The following is a 19070-nucleotide window of genomic DNA, read 5'->3' as shown; positions in this document are numbered from 1 at the left end:
CATTCCCGCGAAGGCGGGAATCCAGGCGGCCCCCAAGCGGCTCGTGAGCTGCCTGGGCGGCACGCCGAGGCTTGTTGGTTCAGCGATCCTGCGTCGGCGTTGACGGGCTGCTCAACCGAACCGCACGTACTCGAAGTCCACCGGCTGGCGGTTGATGCCCATGACCGGCGGCGCGATCCAGTTGGCGAACTGGCCCGGCTCCACCACGCGGCCCATCAGCGAGGCGACGAAGGCGCGGTCCGTGTCCGAGGGCAGCCACTCGTCCTGGCGCGCGGCCCACTCGGCGCCGCTGACCACGCGCCCATCGGGCGTGACGTTGGCACCGGCCAGCGAGCCGATCTTGCGGTTGAACGCCTTGTGCGGCGCCACCAGCCGGAACGGGATGCCCGCCTTCTCGATGACCTTGTTCCAGCGGTTCACGCCCGCGATGGAGTCCTTGATGTAGTCGTCGCGCAGCACCTCGTTGAGCGCGTTGAGCATCGGCACCTCGCGCTCCACCAGCCGGCCGCCGTCGCCGCTCTTCTCCACGCCCAGCACCTTGTAGGTCTGGCCGTGCAGCTGGTGGTCGTCGGCGCGCTTGGTCTCCTCGAAGCGGCCCTTCAGGCCCGAGTTGTAGAAGATGGCCGCGTTGCTCGACTCGTCGGCGCCGAAGAGGTCGATGGTCACGCTGAAGTGGAAGTTCAGGTAGCGCTGGATCGTCGGCAGGTCGATCACGCCGGCGGCGCGGATCTTGGCCGGGTCGTCGGTCTTGAGCTGGTTCATCACCTCGCAGGTGCGCGCGATCACGCGCGACACGCCCGACTCGCCCACGAACATGTGGTGCGCCTCTTCCGTCAGCATGAACTTGGTCGTGCGCGCCAGCGGGTCGAAGCCACTTTCAGCGAGCGCGCACAGCTGGAACTTGCCGTCGCGGTCGGTGAAGTAGGTGAACATGTAGAAGGACAGCCAGTCAGGCGTCCTCTCGTTGAAGGCGCCCAGGATGCGCGGGTTGTCCGCGTCGCCCGAGTGGCGCTCCAGCATCGCGTCCGCCTCCTCGCGGCCGTCGCGGCCGAAGTACTTGTGCAGCAGGTACACCATCGCCCACAGGTGGCGGCCCTCCTCCACGTTGACCTGGAACAGGTTGCGCAGGTCGTACTGCGAAGGCGCCGTCAGGCCCAGGTGGCGCTGCTGCTCCACCGACGCGGGCTCGGTGTCGCCCTGCGTGACGATGATGCGGCGCAGGTTGGCGCGGTGCTCGCCAGGCACGTCCTGCCAGGCGGCTTCGCCCTTGTGCTCGCCGAAGTTGACCTGCCGGCCCTCCTCCTTCGGGTTCAGGAAGATGCCCCAGCGGTAGTCGGGCATCTTCACGTGCCCGAACTGCGCCCAGCCCTGCGGGTCCACGCTGATGGCGGTGCGCAGGTACACGTCGAAGTTCTGCGAGCCCTCGGGGCCCAGGTCGTTCCACCAGTTGAGGTAGTTGGGCTGCCAGTGCTCCAGCGCGCGCTGCAGCGTCTTGTCCTCGGACAGGTTGACGTTGTTGGGAATCTTCTCGCTGTAGTCGATGGCGGACATGGCGTTGTCTCCTGGAATGTCATGACCCGTATCCGTTCGGCCTTCGGACCTCAGTCCGAACGGGTCCGGGTTTGAAGCCGTGAAGCGATGCGTCTCACACGCGGTTGAGGTCGAACTGGGCCTTCTCGCCCTTGCCGTAGACCTTGAGCGCGCCCTTGTCGCCGACGGCGTTGGGGCGCTGGAAGATCCAGTTCTGCCAGGCCGTGAGGCGGCCGAAGACGCGGGTGAACAGGGTTTCCGGGCCGTTGAAGCGCAGGTTGGCCTCCATGCCGGTGAGCGCGTCGGGCGACATGGCGGCGCGCTCCTCGATGGCCAGGCGCACCTCGTCGGCCCAGTCGATGTCGTCCGGGTTGGAAGTCACCAGCCCCAGCCCGAAGGCGGCATCGGCGTCCAGCGCCTCGCCCAGCCGGGCGCGCACCGCGTCCAGCGCCGGCGCCTCGTCGTAGAAGCGGCGGCCCAGGCGCGACTGCTGCGTCGCCATCGGGAACAGGCCGAAATTCGACTCGGTGGCCACGATCCTCGGCGCCGCGGCTTCGTCGTCCGGCAGCGCCAGCATGTAGCTGCGGTCGGCGGCCAGCGCCAGCTCCAGCAGCGGCCCGGCGAAGCAGGAGCCCGGCTCGATCAGCGCGAACAGGGTGCGCGAGGACACGTCCAGGCGCGAGAAGGTGCGGCGCAGGAGGCCGATGGTCTCGCGCACCAGCCAGTGGTCCTTGTGGGCCCGCAGCACCGCGTCCACCGCCAGCACGGCCTGGGCGTCGCCCGCGGTCTTGAGCAGCCAGGTGCCGATCTCGGTCTCGTTGGTGCGCATGGACAGGATGGCGTCGTCCAGCTCGCGCGCCATCTGCAGCGGCCACCAGGCCGCGCCCGCGGCCTCGATGCCGGCCCCATCCGCCGGCTGGGCCGCGGTCGGCGCGCTGACGGTGAAGGTCGCGGCGCGCTTGGCGCGGTCGATCTCCACCGTGACGAAACCGTAGCGCAGCGCGTCGGCCTCGATCGTCCGCTGCAGCGGCACCAGCGCCACGCCCTTGGCTTGCGCCGGCCGGTCGCTCTGGGCGGCCAGCGCCTGCGCGCGCTCCTGCACCTTCTGCGCGAACTGCGCGGGCTTCACCACCTCGTCCACCAGGCGCCAGTCCTTGGCCTTCTTGCCGCGCACGCCCTCGGTGGTGGTGCAGAAGATGTCGGCCAGGTCGTGGCGCACCTTGCGCTTGTCGGTGACGCGGGTCAGGCCGCCCGTGCCCGGCAGCACGCCCAGCAGCGGCACCTCGGGCAGGCTCACGGCCGATGAGCGGTCATCGACCAGGATGATCTCGTCGCAGGCCAGCGCCAGCTCGTAGCCGCCGCCGGCGCAGGCACCGTTGACGGCCGCAACGAACTTCAGGCCGGAATGGGCGCTGGAATCCTCCATGCCGTTGCGCGTCTCGTTGGTGAACTTGCAGAAGTTCACCTTCCAGGCATGGCTGGAGACGCCCAGCATGAAGATGTTGGCGCCGGAGCAGAAGATGCGCTCCTTGGCACTGGTGACGATGACGCTGCGGACCTCCGGGTGCTCGAAGCGGATGCGGTTGAGCGCATCGTTGAGCTCGATGTCCACGCCCAGGTCGTAGCTGTTGAGCTTGAGCTTGTAGCCCGGACGCAGCCCGCCGTTCTCGTCGATGTTCAGCGTCAGCGTGGCGATGGGCCCTTCGGTCCGCAGCGACCAATGCCGGTACTGCGAAGGCTCGATCTGGTAGTCGACTCGGGCGGTGTCAGCGGCAGCGTTCATCGGGTCTCCTGTACAGCAGCCCGGCGGGGCCGGACATGCAAAATCATGCAGCGTTTGTGTGATGCATGATAGTGCGACCCTGATGTGCGTCAACTCTTTATAAGCACTTTAATGCATATCCACGGGAAAACACCGAGCACTGGGCGAATCCCGTCATGCCCGCGGAGGCGGGCATCCACGCCTGCCGGGGTGCCGCCCGGAGCTCGTGGACGCCCGCCTGCGCGGGTGTGACGGGAAGCTAAATCCCCGCCTGCTGCCGCAGCGCCTCGCGCAGTCCGCCGAAGGCCTCGGACAAGGTCTTGCCGCTGGTGTCGAAGCTCAGGTCCGCCTTGCCGTAGAAGGCGGCGCGGCCTTCCAAAATGCGGCGCAGGTCGTCCATCGCCTCCTGGTTACCGGCCATGGGCCGCAGGTCGCCCTGCTCGATGACGCGGCTCATGTGCTCCTGCGGCGAGGCGCGCAGCCACACCGTGTAGCAGTGCGCCAGCAGCAGGTTCAGCGTCGCGGGGTCGGACACCAGCCCGCCCGGGGTGGCGATCACGGCATCGGGATAGAGCTGGATCGTCTCCTCCAGTGCGCGGCGCTCGTAGCGGCGGTAGGCGGTGGGCCCCAGCAGGTTGTGGATCTCGCCCAGCCCGCAGCCGGCCACCCGCTCGATCTCCCGGTTCAGCTCGACGAAGGGCACGCCCAGCTCGTCGGCCAGCAGCTGGCCCAGGCTGGACTTGCCCGCGCCGCGCAAGCCCACCAGCGCGATGCGCGAGCTGCGCGCATCGGCCGGCCCGGCCTGGCCGTAGAGCTCGCTCAGCGCCAGCCGGGCGCGGCGCAGTTCCTCGTCGGAGCGGCCGCGCAGCAGCTCGCGGATCAGCAGCCACTCCGGCCCATCGGTGCCCTCGCCGTTGAGCAGGTCCACCAGCTCGCAGTCCAGCGCGCGCGCCACCTGGCGCAGCACCAGCACCGAGGCGTTGCCCACCCCCAGCTCCAGGTTGGCGAGATGGCGCTCCGACACGTCGCTGGCCAGCGCCAGCGCGCGCCGCGTCAGCCCCTTGCGCGCCCGCAGCGAGCGCACCCGCTCGCCCAGGGACGCCAGGAAAGGATCGCGCTGGGCCTCGGCCGGACGATCCGAAAGTTGCTCTGCTGAGGGGGTGGCGTTGGCATCCATGGGGGTCGGTGTTTACCCGGTTCATGCACTATATTGCTTGACCGGGAACAAGGGTGCGTTTAAGTTTCAGTCATGCACTTTAGTTCAACCACCAGGGTTCGCCCCTAGGCACCAGCAGCCCCCGTGAAGGACCAGCCCTCCGTGACGACCATGACGCCCGAACGCTTCCAGGACCTGATCGCCTCGCTCACCGCCTCGCTGGAAGGCCAGCCGCTCGACGATGCGCTGGCCGAGCGGCTGAACCGGGAGCACCCGGCCGGCAGCCCGGTGTTCGAAGCGATCTTCGAGGCCTGCCGCCAGGCGGTGGCCGCGGGCTGGATGTGCAGCCGCGAGAACGACGGCATCCGCTGGGGCCGCGTCATCAAGCACGGCGCCGCCACGCACGGCTTCTCGGTGGACGTGGTGGACATGCAGAACCTCGCCGGCCCGCACCACGTACATCCCCAGGGCGAGATCGACATGGTGATGCCCATCCAGGCCGACGGCACGCCCGGCGGCGCGGCCCGCTTCGACGGCCAGGGCGCGGGCTGGAAGGTGTATGGCCCGGGCAGCGCGCACCGCCCCACCGTCAGCGGCGGCCGGGCACTGGTGCTGTACCTGCTGCCGCAGGGCGCCATCGAATTCAGCCGCGCCGCCTCCGCCTGAGGCAGTCGCCGCGCCCCCGCCGGGCAGGCTTCCGACCGAAGAAGCCGCCCGCCCCGATCCGAGGACCCGAGGAGACAAGCCATGGCCTACACCGCGCCGCCGCCCGCGCGCTTCAACTTCGCCCAGCACCTGTTCGAACGCAATGCCGGCCGAGCCGACAAGGCGGCCTACATCGACGACCTGGCGCGCCTGAGTTATGGCGAGCTGGCCGACCAGGCGCGGCGCGTGGCCGCGGGCCTGGCCGCGCTGGGCCTGCGGCGCGAGGAGCGCGTGCTGCTGCTGATGCACGACTGCGTGCACTGGCCGGCGGCGTTCCTGGGCTGCCTGTACGCCGGCGTGGTGCCGGTGGCGGTCAACACGCTGCTCACCGCCGATGACTACGCCTACATGCTCGGCCACAGCCGCGCGCAGGCCGCCCTGGTCTCCGCCGCGCTGCTGCCCACGCTGCAGGCCGCCATGGAGCGCGCGCCGCACGAGGTGAGGCAGCTGGTGGTGTCGCGCGGCAGCGCGCTGCCCGCGGGCGCGCAGGACTTCGACGCCTGGTTGCAGACGCTGGTGCCGGCCGAGAAGCCCGCCGGCACCGGCCCGGACGACATCGGCTTCTGGCTCTACTCCTCCGGCTCCACCGGCCGGCCCAAGGGCACCGTCCACACCCACGGCAACCTGTACTGGACCGCCGAGCTCTACGCCGCCCCGGTGCTGGGCCTGACCGAGCGCGACGTCTGCTTCTCCGCCGCCAAGCTGTTCTTCGCCTACGGCCTGGGCAACGCGCTGAGCTTTCCGCTGTCGGTGGGCGCCACCACGGTGCTGATGGCCGAGCGGCCCACGCCGGACGCGGTGTTCAAGCGCTGGACCGATCTGAAACCCACCGTCTTCTTCGGCGCGCCCACGGGCTACGCGGGCATGCTGGCCTCGCCCAATTGCCCCACGCGCGAGCAGGTGGCGCTGCGGCTGTGCTCCTCGGCGGGCGAGGCGCTGCCGCGCGAGATCGGCGAGAAGTTCAAGGCCCGCTTCGGCGCCGACATCATCGACGGCATCGGCTCCACCGAGATGCTGCATATCTTCCTGTCCAACCGGCCCGGCGACGTGCGCTACGGCACCAGCGGCAAGCCGGTGGAAGGCTACGAGGTCGAGCTGCGCGACGAGAACGGCCGCGTCATCGACGGCGCCGACCAGGTGGGCGACCTGTTCATCCAGGGGCCGAGCGCCGCGCTGATGTACTGGTGCAACCGGGAGAAAAGCCGCGACACCTTCCGCGGCGCCTGGACCAAGAGCGGCGACAAGTATTTTCGGGACGCCGAGGGCTACTACGTCTACGCCGGCCGCAGCGACGACATGCTCAAGGTCAGCGGCCAGTATGTTTCGCCCTTCGAGGTCGAGTCCACCCTCATGCAGCACCCCGCCGTGCTGGAGGCCGCCGTCATCGGCGTCAGCGACCCCAACGGCCTCACCCGCGCCAAGGCCTACGTGGTGCTCAAGGACGACCGCGACGGCGGCGAGGCCCTGGCCGAGGCGCTCAAGAGCTTCGTCAAGGAACAGCTCGCGCCGCACAAGTACCCGCGGCACATCGAGTTCGTGGCCGAGCTGCCCAAGACCGCCACCGGCAAGATCCAGCGCTTCAAGCTGCGCGAACGCGAGGCCCGCCAGTGACCGGGGCCGCCGTGTCCGACGGTTTCGCCAGCATCCGCGTGGGTGGGCGCGAGCAACGCATCGAGTTCGGCTGGGTGGGCAGCGACGCGCCTGGCGCGCCGCTGATCGTGTTCCTGCACGAGGGCCTGGGCTCGCTGTCCATGTGGAGGGATTTCCCGGCGCGCCTATGCGAGGCCGCCGGTGCGCGCGGGCTGGTCTATTCGCGCCCGGGCTACGGCCGCTCCACGCCACGCCCGCACGGCGAGCGCTGGGGGCTGGACTTCATGCACGTCCAGGCGCAGCAGGTGCTGCCCGCGCTGCTGGACGCGCTGGGCGTGCAGAGCGCCTACTGGCTCTTCGGCCACAGCGACGGCGGTTCCATCGCGCTGATCCACGCCGCGAGCTTTCCGCGCCGCGTGGCCGGCGCGGTGGTGATGGCGCCGCACATCCTGGTCGAGGAGTTCGGGCTGGCGAGCATCCGCGAGGCGCGCCGGGCCTACCTGGAAGGCCCGCTGCGCGCGGGGCTGGCCAAGTACCACGCCGACGTGGACTCGGCCTTCTGGGGCTGGAACGACATCTGGCTGGATGGGGAGTTCCCCCGCTGGACGATCCAGCCCCTGCTCTCCAGCATCAAGTGCCCGCTGCTGGCAATCCAGGGTTTCAGTGATCCCTACGGGACCATGGCCCAGATCGACGGCATTGCGGAGGCGGCACCGCGGACGGCGTTGTTGAAGCTGCCCGACTGCGGCCACTCGCCGCACCGCGACCAGCCCGAGGCGGTGATCCAGGCCACCCGGGATTTCATCCAACAACACCCCAAGGAGACGACGCCATGAAGTTCATCCCCACGCTGGGCGCGCTGGCCGCCGCCGCCGCGCTGCTGACCGCCCCGTCGGCCTGGGCGCAGGCCGGTGGAAAGCTCAAGGTCGGGTTCATGCTGCCCTACACCGGCACCTACGCCGCGCTGGGCAACGCCATCGAAAACGGCTTCCGGCTCTACGTGCAGGAACAGGGCGGCAAGCTCGCCGGGCGCGAGATCGAGTTCATCAAGGTGGACGACGAGTCCGACCCGTCCAAGGCCACCGACAACGTCAACAAGCTCATCAAGCGCGACCAGGTGGACGTGATCATCGGCACGGTGCACTCCGGCGTCGCCATGGCCATGGCCAAGGCGGCCAAGGAGAGCAACACGCTGCTGATCGTGCCCAACGCCGGGGCGGACGCCGTCACCGGCCCGATGTGCGCGCCCAACATCTTCCGCAGCAGCTTCTCCAACTGGCAGCCCGCCTACGCCATGGGCGAGGTGGCGGCCAAGCGCGGCCACAAGAAGGCCGTCACCATCACCTGGAAGTACGCCGCGGGCGACGAGTCCGTCAACGGCTTCAAGGAGGCCTTCGAGAAGGGCGGCGGACAGGTGGTCAAGCAGCTCACGCTGCCCTTCCCCAACGTCGAGTTCCAGGCGCTGCTGACCGAGATCGCCGCGGCCAAGCCCGATGCGGTCTACACCTTCTTCGCCGGCGGCGGCGCGGTGAAGTTCGTCAAGGACTACGCCGCCGCGGGCCTGAACAAGAACATTCCGCTCTACGGCGCCGGCTTCCTCACCGACGGCACGCTGGAGGCCCAGGGCGACGCCGCCCAGGGCCTGCTGACCACCCTGCACTACGCCGACGGCCTGGGCACGCCGCGCGACAACGCCTTCCGCCTGGCCTACGCCAAGGCTTTCAAGCTGCAGCCCGACGTGTACGCGGTGCAGGGCTACGACGCGGCGCAGATGCTGGGCGTGGGCCTGAACGCCGTGAAGGGCGACGTGGGCAAGAAGGCCGAGTTCGCCGCCGCGCTCAAGGCCGCCAAGATCGACAGCCCGCGCGGCACCTTCACCATCGCCAAGAACCACAACCCGGTCCAGGACTTCTACCTGCGCAAGGTGGAGGGCAAGGAGAACAAGAGCACGGGCATCGCGGTGAAGGCGCTGGCCGACCCGGGACGCGGCTGCCGCATGTGACCGCTGAGCGGGCCGGTCCTCCGGCCCGTTTTTACGCTGTACCGCCCGCAGCGCGCGCCGCGGGCTACCAGGGGCCGCCATGGACATCGCGACCTTTTTGATCCAGTGCCTGAACGCGGTCCAGTACGGGCTGCTGCTTTTCCTCGTGGCCTCGGGGCTCACGCTGATCTTCGGGATCATGGGCGTGATCAACCTCGCCCACGGCAGCTTCTACATGATCGGCGCCTACATGGCCTACGCGCTGGCGCCCTGGGTCAACACGTACCTCGGCGGCGGCTTCTTCACCACGCTGCTGGTGGGCATCGTGCTGTCGGTGCTGCTGGGCTACGTGCTGGAGTGGGTGTTCTTCAGCTACCTCTACGAGCGCGAGCACCTGCAGCAGGTGCTCATGACCTACGGGCTGATCCTGGTGTTCGAGGAGCTGCGCTCGATCCTGGTGGGCAACGACGTGCACGGCGTGCAGCCGCCCGACTGGCTGGCCGGCAGCATCCCGCTGGGCGACCTGATGACCTACCCGGTCTACCGGCTCTTCATTTCCGGCGTGTGCATCGCCATCGCGGTGGCGATGTGGGCGCTGATCACGCGCACGCGGCTGGGCATGAAGATCCGCGCCGGCGCCAGCAACCGCGAGATGGCGCGCGCCATGGGCGTGAACATCCGGCTGCTCTACCGCATCGTCTTCGCCATCGGCGTGGCGCTGGCCGCGCTGGCCGGGATGATCGCGGCGCCGGTGTCCAGCGTCTATCCGAACATGGGCGCGGGCGTGCTGATCGTGTGCTTCGTGGTGGTGGTGATCGGCGGCATCGGCTCGATCAAGGGCGCGCTGGTGGCGGCGCTGCTGGTGGGCCTGGTGGACACCTTCGGCAAGGTGCTGTTCCCGGCCTTCGCTGGCATCTCGGTGTACCTGCTGATGGCGCTGATGCTGCTGTGGAAGCCCGAAGGGCTGTTCAAGGCCGGTTGAGGAGGAAACGGGATGAACACGAGCGCGCTCTCTTCCCCGCTGCCGGCCGCGGCGCCCGCCACGTCCGCGCGCGGCCTGTCGCTCAAGGCGCTGCCGGTGCTGCTGGGCTTCCTGGTGCTGGCGCTGCTGCCGCTGGTGCTCTCGGGCTTCTACGTCGAGCTGACGATGAAGATCATGATCCTGGCCCTGTTCGCGCTGAGCCTGGAGCTGCTGGTGGGCCAGACCGGGCTGGTGGCCTTCGGCCACGCCGGCTTCTTCGGCATCGGCGCCTACGTCGCGGCGCTGCTCACGCCTCAGTCGGGCGGCGCCTCGCTGTGGTGGCTGCTGCCCGCGGCCATGGGCGCGGCGGGCCTGTACGCGCTGGCGGTGGGCGCGCTGTCGCTGCGCACCAAGGGCGTGTACTTCATCATGATCACGCTGGCCTTCGCGCAGATGGCCTACTTCGTGTTCCACGACACGCCGCTGGGCGGTGGTAGCGACGGCATCTACCTGTACTTCAAGCCCGAGGTGAAGCTGGGCGGGCTGCAACTGCTGGACCTGGATGCGGGCCACACCTATTACTGGTTCGTGCTGGCCTGCCTGGTGGCGACCTTCACCTTGCTGGCGCTGCTGCTGCGCAGCCGCTTCGGGCGGGCTCTGGCGGGCATCAAGGCCAACGAGCAGCGCATGCGCGCGGCGGGCTTCGCGACCTACCCGTACAAGCTGGCGGCCTTCGTGCTGTCGGCCATGCTGGCCGGGCTGGCGGGTTTCCTGTACGCGCTCAAGGACGGCTTCGTGAACCCGGAGATCCTGTCCTGGCACCAGAGCGGCGCGGTGCTGCTGATGATCATCCTGGGCGGCCTGGGCCACCTGCGCGGCGCACTGCTGGGCGCCCTGGCTTTTACCTTGCTGCAAGAGCTCTACCAGTCGGAAGCCCTCTTCGGCAGCTTCGCCAAGCACTGGCAGCTCTCGCTGGGGCTGACCATCATCGCCTTCGTCGCCCTGCTGCCGCACGGGCTCATCGGGCTGCTGCAGCGCAAGGGGGAGAAGTGATGAGCGCGGTCTTGAACCCGGCGGCCAGCGCCACGGCGAGCACCCAGGCGCTGCTGGTGGCCACCGACATCTCGCGCCGCTTCGGCGGCCTGAAGGCGGTGGACGGCGTGTCGCTGACGCTGGAGCGCGGCAGCCTGCACGCGGTGATCGGCACCAACGGCGCGGGCAAGTCCACGCTGATCAACCTGCTCTCCGGCGAGATCCCGCCCAGCGAGGGCCGCGTGATGCTCATGGGCCAGGACGCCACCGCCTGGAGCCAGCCCCGGCGCGCCCGCGCGGGCCTGGGCCGCTCCTACCAGCGCAACACCATCTTCATGAACTTCACGGTGCGCGAGAACTGCCGTCTGGCGGCGCAGGCGCGCTGGCAGCGCGCGTGGGACTGGTGGACGCCGGCGCAGCGCTGCGCCAGGAGCCAGGCCGCCGCCGACGAGGCGCTGCGCAAGGCGGGCCTGTCGGCGCAGGCCGAGCGCGTGGCCGGCGCGCTCTCGCACGGGCAGAAGCGCCAGCTGGAGATCGCCATGTGCCTGGCGGGCGCGCCGCAGGTGCTGCTGCTGGACGAGCCGCTGGCCGGCATGGGTGCGGAGGAAACGGAGCGGATGCTCTCGCTGCTGACCGAGCTGAAGCAGGAGCACGCCATCCTGCTGGTGGAGCACGACATGGACGCGGTGTTCCGCGTGGCCGACCGCATCACGGTGATGGTCAACGGCCGGGTGATCGCCAGCGACACGCCCGCGGCGGTGCGCGCCAACCGCGAGGTGCAGATCGCCTATCTCGGAGAGGGCCACTGATGAGCGCCGTGCTGAACGACACCGACGACCTGCTGCGGGCCACCGAGCTGCATGCCCACTACGGCCAGAGCCACGTGCTGCAGGGCGTGTCGCTGCGCATCGCGCGTGGCGAGGCCGTGGGGCTGCTGGGCCGCAACGGCATGGGCAAGACCACCTTCATCCGCACGCTGCTGGGCCAGATCCGGGCCACGGGCGGGCGCGTGAGCATGACGGGCAAGGACATGACCGGGCAGCCGCCCGAGCGCATCGTGCGGCTGGGCATCGGCTACGTGCCCGAAGGGCGCGGGGTGTTTCCGAACCTGAGCGTGCGGGAGAACCTCGTCATGGCCGCGCGGGCCGGCACCCGGGGCCAGCGCGACTGGACCTTCGAGCGCGTGCTGGAAACCTTCCCGCGCCTGGCGGAGCGGCTGGACCATGGCGGCGGGCAGCTCTCCGGCGGCGAGCAGCAGATGATGGCCATCGGCCGCGCGCTGATGACCAACCCCGACCTGATGATCCTGGACGAGGCCACCGAGGGCCTGGCGCCGCTGGTGGTGGCCGAGATCTGGCGCGTCATCGGCCTGGTCCGCGCCAGCGGCATCGCCTCGCTGGTGGTGGACCGCAACTTCAAGAAGGTGCTGGCGCACACGGACCGCTGCGTGGTGCTGGAAAAGGGCCGCGTGGTGCTGGAGGGGCCCTCGGCCGAGCTGGCCGCCGATGAGGCGGCGCTGCATCGGTATCTGGGGGTGTGATCAGCTGACCTGCAGGCTCGCTCCCAGGCGATCCAGCAGCCCGGTCAAGGCCACCATGTGCGCGCCTTCATCGAAGCGCTCATCGGCCGCGAGGGTCGCCAATGGCGCAGGCGGCAATCGGGTGGCGAACAGCAGCAGGGCCTGCGCCCGGTCGTCCTGTCGGGACGTCCACCAGATGCCTTGCAGGTCCGGGCGGCTGCGATAAAGCCATCCAGCCAATTGCCGCGTGAGCGCGTAGCCGCTCTTGTGGCTGTCGATGACCTCAGATCGCTGCAGCCCCAGCCTGCGCAGCCCCAGGCTGGTGAAGTCCGCCAGGCGCAGCGGCGTCGCCGTGCGCAGGCGTGCGACGCGGCGGGGTTCGATCCTGGGGTCCAGGGTCAGGATGAAACCCGCGGACGGCGACGGCAGGTCGTGCAGGACCGTTTCCATCAACGCGACTTCCAGGGTAGTGCCGGCGTAGAGCGTGGGCACGACTTCGCCGTCAGGTCCCTTGAGCGGCGAGAACCTGGCATTGCCGCGGCCGGTCGCGTTGAAGCCGGCTGCACCGAAGGAACGGCTATAGACACGCCACACCTCCAGCGGCTGGAGCTCCACGACAGCCACCTCCTCCGCCTTCAACGCGCCGGAGGCCAGTTGCCCGGCGAGCGTCAACCCGCCACCTGCTCGGCCTCCACCGCATCCCGGGCCGCGGCCATCACCTGCCCAGGCTGCGAAGCCAGCAGCTCCCGCGGGCGCTGGCCGTCCAGGTAGCCCGAAGGACTTTCGAACCAGGACGCGAGGCGCTCGCCGTCGTAATGGGCCAGCACCTTCAACACCCCGGCCAGTTGCGGAAGCGGCCGGAAGTCCGGGCCCAGGCCATAGCGGGGGTAGTGGTCCTTGCCGTCGCGGTGGATGGCAAAAAGCTTGCGCTGCGCCTTCCAGCGGTTGACGGTGCCGGTTGGGTTGCCGGTGCCCAATTGAGCCAACTCGCCGATCTGGGCCGCCGAGAGCCATTCCGTTCCCTCGAAGACCTGCCTGTACGCACGGGCCTGCAGCCGAGCTTGCGCCAGGTCCACCGCCCGCGGCGTTGCGCCCTGCAGGAAAACGTTCACCAGCTCCTTGCTGATCGCCGCGTGGCGGTCCCGCACCATCTCAACCACCACAGGCGCCAGCCGCGCCAGCGTGGCTTCCACTTCCGCGCGTACGTCTTCGATCCCATCCTGGTCCACGAGATCGAGGCGCACAGAGACGACTGCTTGCATGGAGGCCGCTCCCGTGATGAAGGTGATGATATTTTAAGTCTCACCGACATCACTGCAGCAGACCCTGCACCGCCTTGCCCGGCCCCGCGTTCACCGCCGCCCCGAACACAGCGCCAGCCAGCGCTCCACGTCCGCGGCCGAAGGTTTTCCGGCCACCCACAGCGCGCCCGCGTGCGAGCCCAGGAAGGCCACGTAGGGCGTGACGCCGCCGGGCCACTGCGGGTTCACCGCGTAGCGCAGCGCCTGCGGCGAGCCCGAGAAGGCCATCAGCCGGTCGGCACCCCGGTAGTGCTTGTCGGCCAGCAGCGCACGGTCCGATTCGCCGGGCGCCGCGTCGATCACCACCGCCACCAGCGAGGCGTCCAGCTTGCGCTGGCGGATCTCGCTCGCCATCTGGTCGATCACGGCCGGGCAGTAGGCGCAGTAGGTGGCCGTGAACACCACCACCGTGGGCCGCCCCGGCGAGGTCCGCAACTGCTTCCAGGACTGGGCGTCGAATGCCTCGACAGCCGCCGGCGCGGCCTGGGCGCCGGCACAGGCCAGCAGCAGCGCGGCACCCAGCGCGCGCGCCGCTTCAAGGAACAAGCGTTTCAACCTTCACTCCTTCCGCCGTGCGCCACAGCGCCACGATGCGTTGTCCATGCTGGGCCAGGCGCGGGTGGTCGCTGTCGCCGCCACTGCAGCCCAGCTCGCGCAGGCTGAAGCTGCGGCCCTCGTCGGCCGAAACCCAGGCCCGCCACCGGAACGCCTCGCCGTCGAAGCCGCGCCAGGTGATGGCCACGTGCCGCCCCGCGCTGCGCACGTCGGCATGCTCGGCCTGCGCATCGGGCAGCAGCCGCGGCTCGCCCCGCGGCGTGCCCTCGGCCGTGAGCCGGCCGTAGCGCACGCCCGCCACGCCGGCGCGCTCGCCGAACCACACGGCGTGATAGCCCTGCCCCGCCGGCGCCAGCCCCGGCCCGTGGTGCGGGCAGGCATCGATGGCCCAGCCGTCCCGCGTCGCACGCACGGGCTGCGTGCGCTGCGCCGTGCCGCCGAGGCTCGCGAAGGCGTGGTCGCGCTGGTTGGGCTCGAACACGTGGCGCCACAGCGCGGCCATGCCGCCGTCGGGCGCGGGCGCCAGCGCAATCCGGCAGCACTCGCAACTGTGGTCGGCCACCTTCATGTCTGGCCCGAAGCTCCGCCCGCCGTCGGTGGAGGCGTTGCGGTAGATCGCCGCGCCGCGGTAGTCCTTGCGCCCGGCCGCGTGGCTGGCCTCGGCATCGCGCTTGTCGATCCACAGCGTATGCAGCGTGCCCTTGGCGTCGAAGGCCACCGCGTCGAAGCGGTGCGTGATCACCTGCTGGTCGCGGTGCACGGTGAAGGGTGCGGAGAAGCTGCGCCCGCCGTCGGCCGAGCGCAGCATGCGGATGCGCCCCGTGTACGGCTTGTCCAGCGGCTGGGTGTAGGTGATGACGGCGCGGCCCTCGGGTCCGAAGGCGATCTTGGGGCTGCTCTCCCCCTCGGCCGCCACGGTGTCGCCCGCCGTGTCCAGCACGCGCGGCGCGGACCAGCTCCGGCCCGCATCGGCGCTGCTGCGGGTGAACAGCCGCGCCTGCTCGTCCAGGCCGACGATCCACAGCTCGCCCGAAGGAGAAAAGGCGGCGCCGATCGCCAGCTGCGGTTTATGGCGGCCCATCTGTCCCCTGTGGCCCGCGTGATCCGCCCGGCCAGCCAAGTCCGCCGGCTGCGCCGGTGCCGGTGCCCCGGCGCCCAGCAGCAGCGCGCCCGTCCAGGCGCACAGCGCCCGCCGTCCCATCGCGCGGCCCGGCCTCACCACGCCGCCTCCACGCCCGCGACGAAGGTGCGCGGCAGCGCCGGTGAGAACACCGGCGTGTTCGAGATCACCCCGGCGCTGTCGGCATGGCGCTTGTCGGCCAGGTTCATGACGCGGCCGAACAGCGTCACGCCGCCCGGCAGGCTCTGCCGCACGCGCAGGTTGAACACGTTGTGCCCCGGGTACTTGCCGTAGACCGGCGAGTTGCTGGCCTCCAGCCAGTAGGACCCCAGGCGCACCCATTCGAGCTGCACCGTGCTGCCGTCGCGCGGTGCCCACGTCAGGCGCGTGTTGGCCATGACGCGCGGCGCGCTTTCCATCTCCTTGCCGGAGAAGTCGCCGCCGCTGCTCACCCAGTCCACGTAGGTGTGCCGGGCATAGGACAGCGCGGTGTCCAGGCGCCAGCCGGCCGCAAAGCCCTTGTGCAGCCCCAGCTCGATGCCGCGGTGCCGCGTCTTGCCGGCGTTCACGGTGGTCGTCACGTTGGTGGCGAGGTCCCGCTGGCTCACGAGGTCGTCGCGCTTGACCAGTTCGTAGGCCGCCACGTCGTAGCCCCAACCGCCGGCGTCGCCGCGCAGGCCCAGCTCGAACTGGCTGGCCTTGATCGGCTGCAGCCCCAGCGCGGACCGCGCCTTGGCCTGCGCATCGCCGGCCGCCGTGGCGCTGCCGGCGCGGAAGAGCTGGCCCTCCGACGGCGCGCGGAAGCCGTGGTTGTAGGAGGCGTACAGGCTGGCGTTCGGGGCCAGCGCGTAGGTGGCGCCGAGCTTGGGGCTGAGGTGCGTGTAGTCCACGCTCGCCGCCGGCGTCTGGGCATACAGGCGCGTTCCGGCGGCCGTGGTGGCCGCGCCCAGGTTGTTGCTCATGCGGTAGCGCATGGCGTCGTAGCGCAGCCCGGCGCTCAGGCGCAGCGCGGACGTGGGCGAGATCTCGCCGTGCACGTAGGGCGAAGCGCCGTGGATGCGCACGTCGTAGTCGTAGATGCGGCTGCCCAGCGTGTAGCCGGTGTAGGCCGTGTCGGCCCCGAAGCCGGCCTTGGTGAGGTTCAGGCTGTCCTCGGCGTGCGAGCCCCGGCTGTGGTCCAGGTCCAGCCCGGCGATCAACCGCGGGCGCATCGGGCCGCCGAAGTCCTGCCGCCACTTCGCCAGCAGCCCCAGCGAGGTCACGCGCGTGGCCTCGATGCGCGGGTCCGAGCTCAGGTTGAAGCTGCCGTTGAGCTCCATGGCGTTGTGGCGCAGGTAGGGCGTGAGCGTGAACAGCGCGCCGCCGCTCTCGTGCTCGGCCTGCGTGGACAGGCGCAGCGCATCGACCTTGCGGAAGGCGATGGCCATGTTGTTCTTGGTCGGGTCGTTCAGGTAATCGCCGTGGGTGAGCGGCGAGTTGGCGCCCGTCTGCTGGTCGATGCGCGTGGCGCCCAGGATGGTCTTGAACTGCGTGCCGCCGGCCGTGCCGGCGTCCCAGCGCAGGCTCACGCTCTGGCGGTCGTAGGCCGTGCCGTCGCGCCAGCCGCCGCTGTGCGTGAGGTTGGCGCCGGCGCGCAGCGCGGCGTCGCCGCCGGTGGGCGTGTTGCCCTCCAGCAGCAGGCGGCGCCAGCCGAAGCTGCCCAGCTCGCCGGTGGCGGAGACGCCGGGGTCCATCGCGGGCGGGCGGGTGAGCACGTTGACCGTGCCACCGATGGCGTCGGAGCCGTACAGCGCCGTGTTGGGCCCGCGCACCACCTCCACGCCCGCGGCGTCCGGGATGTCCACCTCGTACAGCGCGTTGTGGTTGAAGAAGCCGGTGGCCCGGGTCGGGATGCCGTCCTCCAGGTACAGATACAGCGGGCCGGTGGTGAAGGGCTGGCGGATGGCGGTGCTGTGCCCCTCGCCGTTGGTGACCGCGATGGCCACGCCCGGCACCTGCCCCAGGAGCTGCTGCGGGTGCGCGGGCGCCGTGAGGCGGATGTCGCGCTCGCGGATCACGCCCACCGAGGCCGGCGTCTCGGCCAGCCGGGCTTTCTCGCGGGTGCCGGTGACGCTGACCTGGGACGAGACCGGTTCCGCCTCGGCGGCGGCAGCAGCGACAGTGACGGGGGCCTCGGACTGCGCCCACGCGCCGGCACAGAGGCTGAGGAGGGCCAGCGCCAGGGGGGTGGGCGTGGGCTTGAAGGAACGGAACTTCATGGGAGGAACAGCACGTCACGCCCGCGGACCGTGGCCCGCAGCGTGGCAAGGAGCAGGGAAAGCTCGGCATGCGTGCGCGCCGTCTCGCGACGGGGCACGCGGGAGCCCGGGCCGCCGCGCCTTCGAGGGGCGGGCGTCAAGGCCCGGGAAGCGTCAGTGCCACCCCACCGGTGGCCCGTGCTTGAGCCGTGCCGCCCAGGCCGCGCTGGCGTCCCTGGGCGTGGTGGATGCCGGGCGCACGGGTGCCCTGCTCTGCCATGGCTCGAAGGCCAAGGCGGTTGCGGCCTCAAGGGCCTGCGGTGCCAGCGCCGCCAAGGCCGCCAGCGCGCAATGGTCGCCGCGGTGCGCGGCCTCGGCGCCCGGCTCGTGCGAGGCCGGCTCCGCCGCCTCGGCATGGGCGGCATGGCTGGCGTGCGGCGGCTGCACCTTCAGCAGCGCCGGCGCGACGCCGTACAGCTCGCACACCTGCCCCACCGCCACGCCCTGCAGCCGCGCCGCGGCGCTGGCCAGCAGGGGCACCGCGGCCTTGAGCAGCAGCGCCAGGATCGCGAGCTGCACGATCCAGCGCGCCAGGCCCCGGGCCCGGCGTGGGTGGCTCGTGCGTTGCGCCGGGTTCATGGCAAGGCAGTGGCGCAAGCGCTGGACGCGGATTTCAGCCCACCGCCTGCAGTTGCGCCCGCATCCCGGGCGTGGTCCACAGGCTGCCGTCGCGGTGCGCGATCAGCGCTTCGGCGCCGCCGTGCCGCAGCAGCGGCGGCGCGTCCCGGCCCAGCACCATGGCGGCGGTGCCAATGCCGTTGACCGACTCCAGCGTCTCGCCCACCAGCGTCACGCCGTGCGGGCCCTGCGCGGGGTAGCCGGTCTTCGGGTCCAGCACGTGGTGGTAGTAGTGGCCGTCGCGCACGAAGCAGCGCTCGTAGTCGCCGGACGAAGCCACGAAGCCCCGGTGCACCGGCAGCACGCCCAGCAGCCGCTCGGGCTGGCGCGGATCGCGCACGCCCACGCGCCAGGCCGACGCCCGCGCGGGCGCCATCGCCACCACGTCGCCACCACCGTTGATCAGCGCCGTGTCCAGGCCATGGGCGCGCAATACGTCCATGCCGGCCTGGAGGATATACAGCTTGGCAATACCCCCCAGGTCCAGCCGCATGCCGCGACGGGGCAAATAGGCGGTGCCGGCGCGGGCATCCACTACCAACTGCCTATACCCAATGGAGGACAGGTGGCTGGATATGTAGGCCGGTGCCGGCATTTGCGGCGCCTGGGGATCGAAATGCCATTTCCCCACGCTGCCCACGGTGACGTCGAAGGCGCCGCCGCTGCGCGCGGAAATGGATTGGGCCATTTCCAGGACTCTCAATAGTTCCTTCGAAATAGGCACCGGCTGCAGCCCGGCCGCCAGGCCGATGGCGCTGACGCGGCTGGCGGGCTCGTAGTGGCTCATCTCGGCCGCGAGCGCGGCCATGCGCGCGAAGGCTGCGTCCACGGCCGGGCGCAGCAGCGCCGCGTCCGCGGACTGCACGGCGATGTCCACCTGCGTGCCCATGAGGGTGCGCGCGTCGCGCCACCGCGCCGGCCCGGCGTGCGCGGCGGCGCGCCG

18 protein-coding genes are annotated in these 19070 nt (G+C 70.6%); 8 read left to right on the top strand and 10 right to left on the bottom strand.

Going from position 1 to position 19070, the window contains the following annotated elements:
- Positions 1-111: 111 nt before the first annotated feature.
- The 3 genes from boxB to Q0741_RS18120 all read right to left on the bottom strand — a co-directional run bounded on the left by boxB (position 112) and on the right by Q0741_RS18120 (position 4469).
- The gene (boxB, locus tag Q0741_RS18130) at positions 112-1551 is read right to left on the bottom strand and encodes a benzoyl-CoA 2,3-epoxidase subunit BoxB (RefSeq protein ID WP_298234595.1); all 1440 of its coding nucleotides are present in this window, start codon (positions 1549-1551) and stop codon (positions 112-114) included.
- A gap of 94 nt (positions 1552-1645) precedes the next feature.
- Positions 1646-3313, bottom strand: a complete 1668-nt coding sequence (boxC, locus tag Q0741_RS18125) for a 2,3-epoxybenzoyl-CoA dihydrolase (RefSeq protein ID WP_298234594.1) — start codon at positions 3311-3313, stop codon at positions 1646-1648.
- A gap of 238 nt (positions 3314-3551) precedes the next feature.
- Positions 3552-4469 carry a helix-turn-helix transcriptional regulator gene (locus Q0741_RS18120; protein WP_298234593.1) on the bottom strand — a complete coding sequence of 306 codons (918 nt, stop codon included), beginning with the start codon at positions 4467-4469 and terminating at the stop codon, positions 3552-3554.
- Between the two features lie 150 nt (positions 4470-4619).
- Here Q0741_RS18120 and Q0741_RS18115 point away from each other — a divergent pair, with 150 nt between their 5' ends.
- The 8 genes from Q0741_RS18115 (at position 4620) to Q0741_RS18080 (ending at position 12257) form a co-directional block, all read left to right on the top strand.
- Positions 4620-5114, top strand: a complete 495-nt coding sequence (locus Q0741_RS18115; RefSeq protein ID WP_298234605.1) for a DUF4863 family protein — start codon at positions 4620-4622, stop codon at positions 5112-5114.
- An 81-nt stretch (positions 5115-5195) separates the two neighbouring features.
- The gene (locus Q0741_RS18110) at positions 5196-6764 is read left to right on the top strand and encodes a benzoate-CoA ligase family protein (RefSeq protein ID WP_298234592.1); all 1569 of its coding nucleotides are present in this window, start codon (positions 5196-5198) and stop codon (positions 6762-6764) included.
- 11 nt (positions 6765-6775) lie between these two features.
- Positions 6776-7579 (top strand): alpha/beta hydrolase, encoded by an 804-nt coding sequence (locus Q0741_RS18105; protein ID WP_298234591.1) that lies wholly within the window; start codon positions 6776-6778, stop codon positions 7577-7579.
- Positions 7576-8745, top strand: a complete 1170-nt coding sequence (locus tag Q0741_RS18100) for an ABC transporter substrate-binding protein (RefSeq protein WP_298234590.1) — start codon at positions 7576-7578, stop codon at positions 8743-8745. The genes Q0741_RS18105 and Q0741_RS18100 overlap by 4 nt, the downstream gene beginning before the upstream one ends.
- A 79-nt stretch (positions 8746-8824) precedes the next feature.
- Complete coding sequence (locus tag Q0741_RS18095; RefSeq protein ID WP_298234589.1) at positions 8825-9706, top strand: branched-chain amino acid ABC transporter permease; 882 nt, start codon at positions 8825-8827, stop codon at positions 9704-9706.
- A gap of 12 nt (positions 9707-9718) precedes the next feature.
- Positions 9719-10738: a branched-chain amino acid ABC transporter permease gene (locus Q0741_RS18090; protein ID WP_298234588.1), complete on the top strand. Its 1020-nt coding sequence runs from the start codon at positions 9719-9721 to the stop codon at positions 10736-10738.
- Positions 10738-11526: an ABC transporter ATP-binding protein gene (locus Q0741_RS18085; protein ID WP_298234587.1), complete on the top strand. Its 789-nt coding sequence runs from the start codon at positions 10738-10740 to the stop codon at positions 11524-11526. The genes Q0741_RS18090 and Q0741_RS18085 overlap by 1 nt, the downstream gene beginning before the upstream one ends.
- Positions 11526-12257 (top strand): ABC transporter ATP-binding protein, encoded by a 732-nt coding sequence (locus tag Q0741_RS18080; protein ID WP_298234586.1) that lies wholly within the window; start codon positions 11526-11528, stop codon positions 12255-12257. Before Q0741_RS18085 ends, Q0741_RS18080 begins: the two co-directional genes overlap by 1 nt.
- Here the strand turns inward: Q0741_RS18080 and Q0741_RS18075 are convergent, their stop codons facing one another.
- The 7 genes from Q0741_RS18075 to Q0741_RS18045 all read right to left on the bottom strand — a co-directional run.
- Complete coding sequence (locus tag Q0741_RS18075) at positions 12258-12908, bottom strand: RES family NAD+ phosphorylase (RefSeq protein ID WP_298234585.1); 651 nt, start codon at positions 12906-12908, stop codon at positions 12258-12260.
- Positions 12905-13498, bottom strand: coding sequence for a hypothetical protein (locus tag Q0741_RS18070; protein WP_298234584.1), 594 nt, complete (start codon positions 13496-13498; stop codon positions 12905-12907). The genes Q0741_RS18075 and Q0741_RS18070 overlap by 4 nt, the downstream gene beginning before the upstream one ends.
- A 90-nt stretch (positions 13499-13588) precedes the next feature.
- Entirely contained in the window at positions 13589-14092 is a 504-nt protein-coding gene (locus Q0741_RS18065) for a hypothetical protein (RefSeq protein ID WP_298234583.1), read from the bottom strand.
- On the bottom strand, positions 14073-15311 hold the full coding sequence (locus Q0741_RS18060) for a sialidase family protein (protein ID WP_298234582.1): 1239 nt from the start codon (positions 15309-15311) through the stop codon (positions 14073-14075). Before Q0741_RS18060 ends, Q0741_RS18065 begins: the two co-directional genes overlap by 20 nt.
- The gene (locus tag Q0741_RS18055; protein WP_298234581.1) at positions 15308-17470 is read right to left on the bottom strand and encodes a TonB-dependent receptor; all 2163 of its coding nucleotides are present in this window, start codon (positions 17468-17470) and stop codon (positions 15308-15310) included. Before Q0741_RS18055 ends, Q0741_RS18060 begins: the two co-directional genes overlap by 4 nt.
- Positions 17471-17623: 153 nt before the next feature.
- A complete protein-coding gene (locus Q0741_RS18050; RefSeq protein WP_298234580.1) occupies positions 17624-18088 on the bottom strand; it encodes a hypothetical protein in 465 nt (154 codons plus the stop codon).
- Between the two features lie 34 nt (positions 18089-18122).
- The coding region (locus tag Q0741_RS18045; RefSeq protein ID WP_298234579.1) for an FAD:protein FMN transferase at positions 18123-19070 on the bottom strand (948 nt) is incomplete at its 5' end.

The sequence above is a fragment of the uncultured Azohydromonas sp. genome (assembly GCF_937926365.1).
GTDB lineage: Bacteria > Pseudomonadota > Gammaproteobacteria > Burkholderiales > Burkholderiaceae_C > Azohydromonas.
Note: the sequence above shows the minus strand (reverse complement) of the source record. Positions and strands in the feature narration are given on the sequence as shown.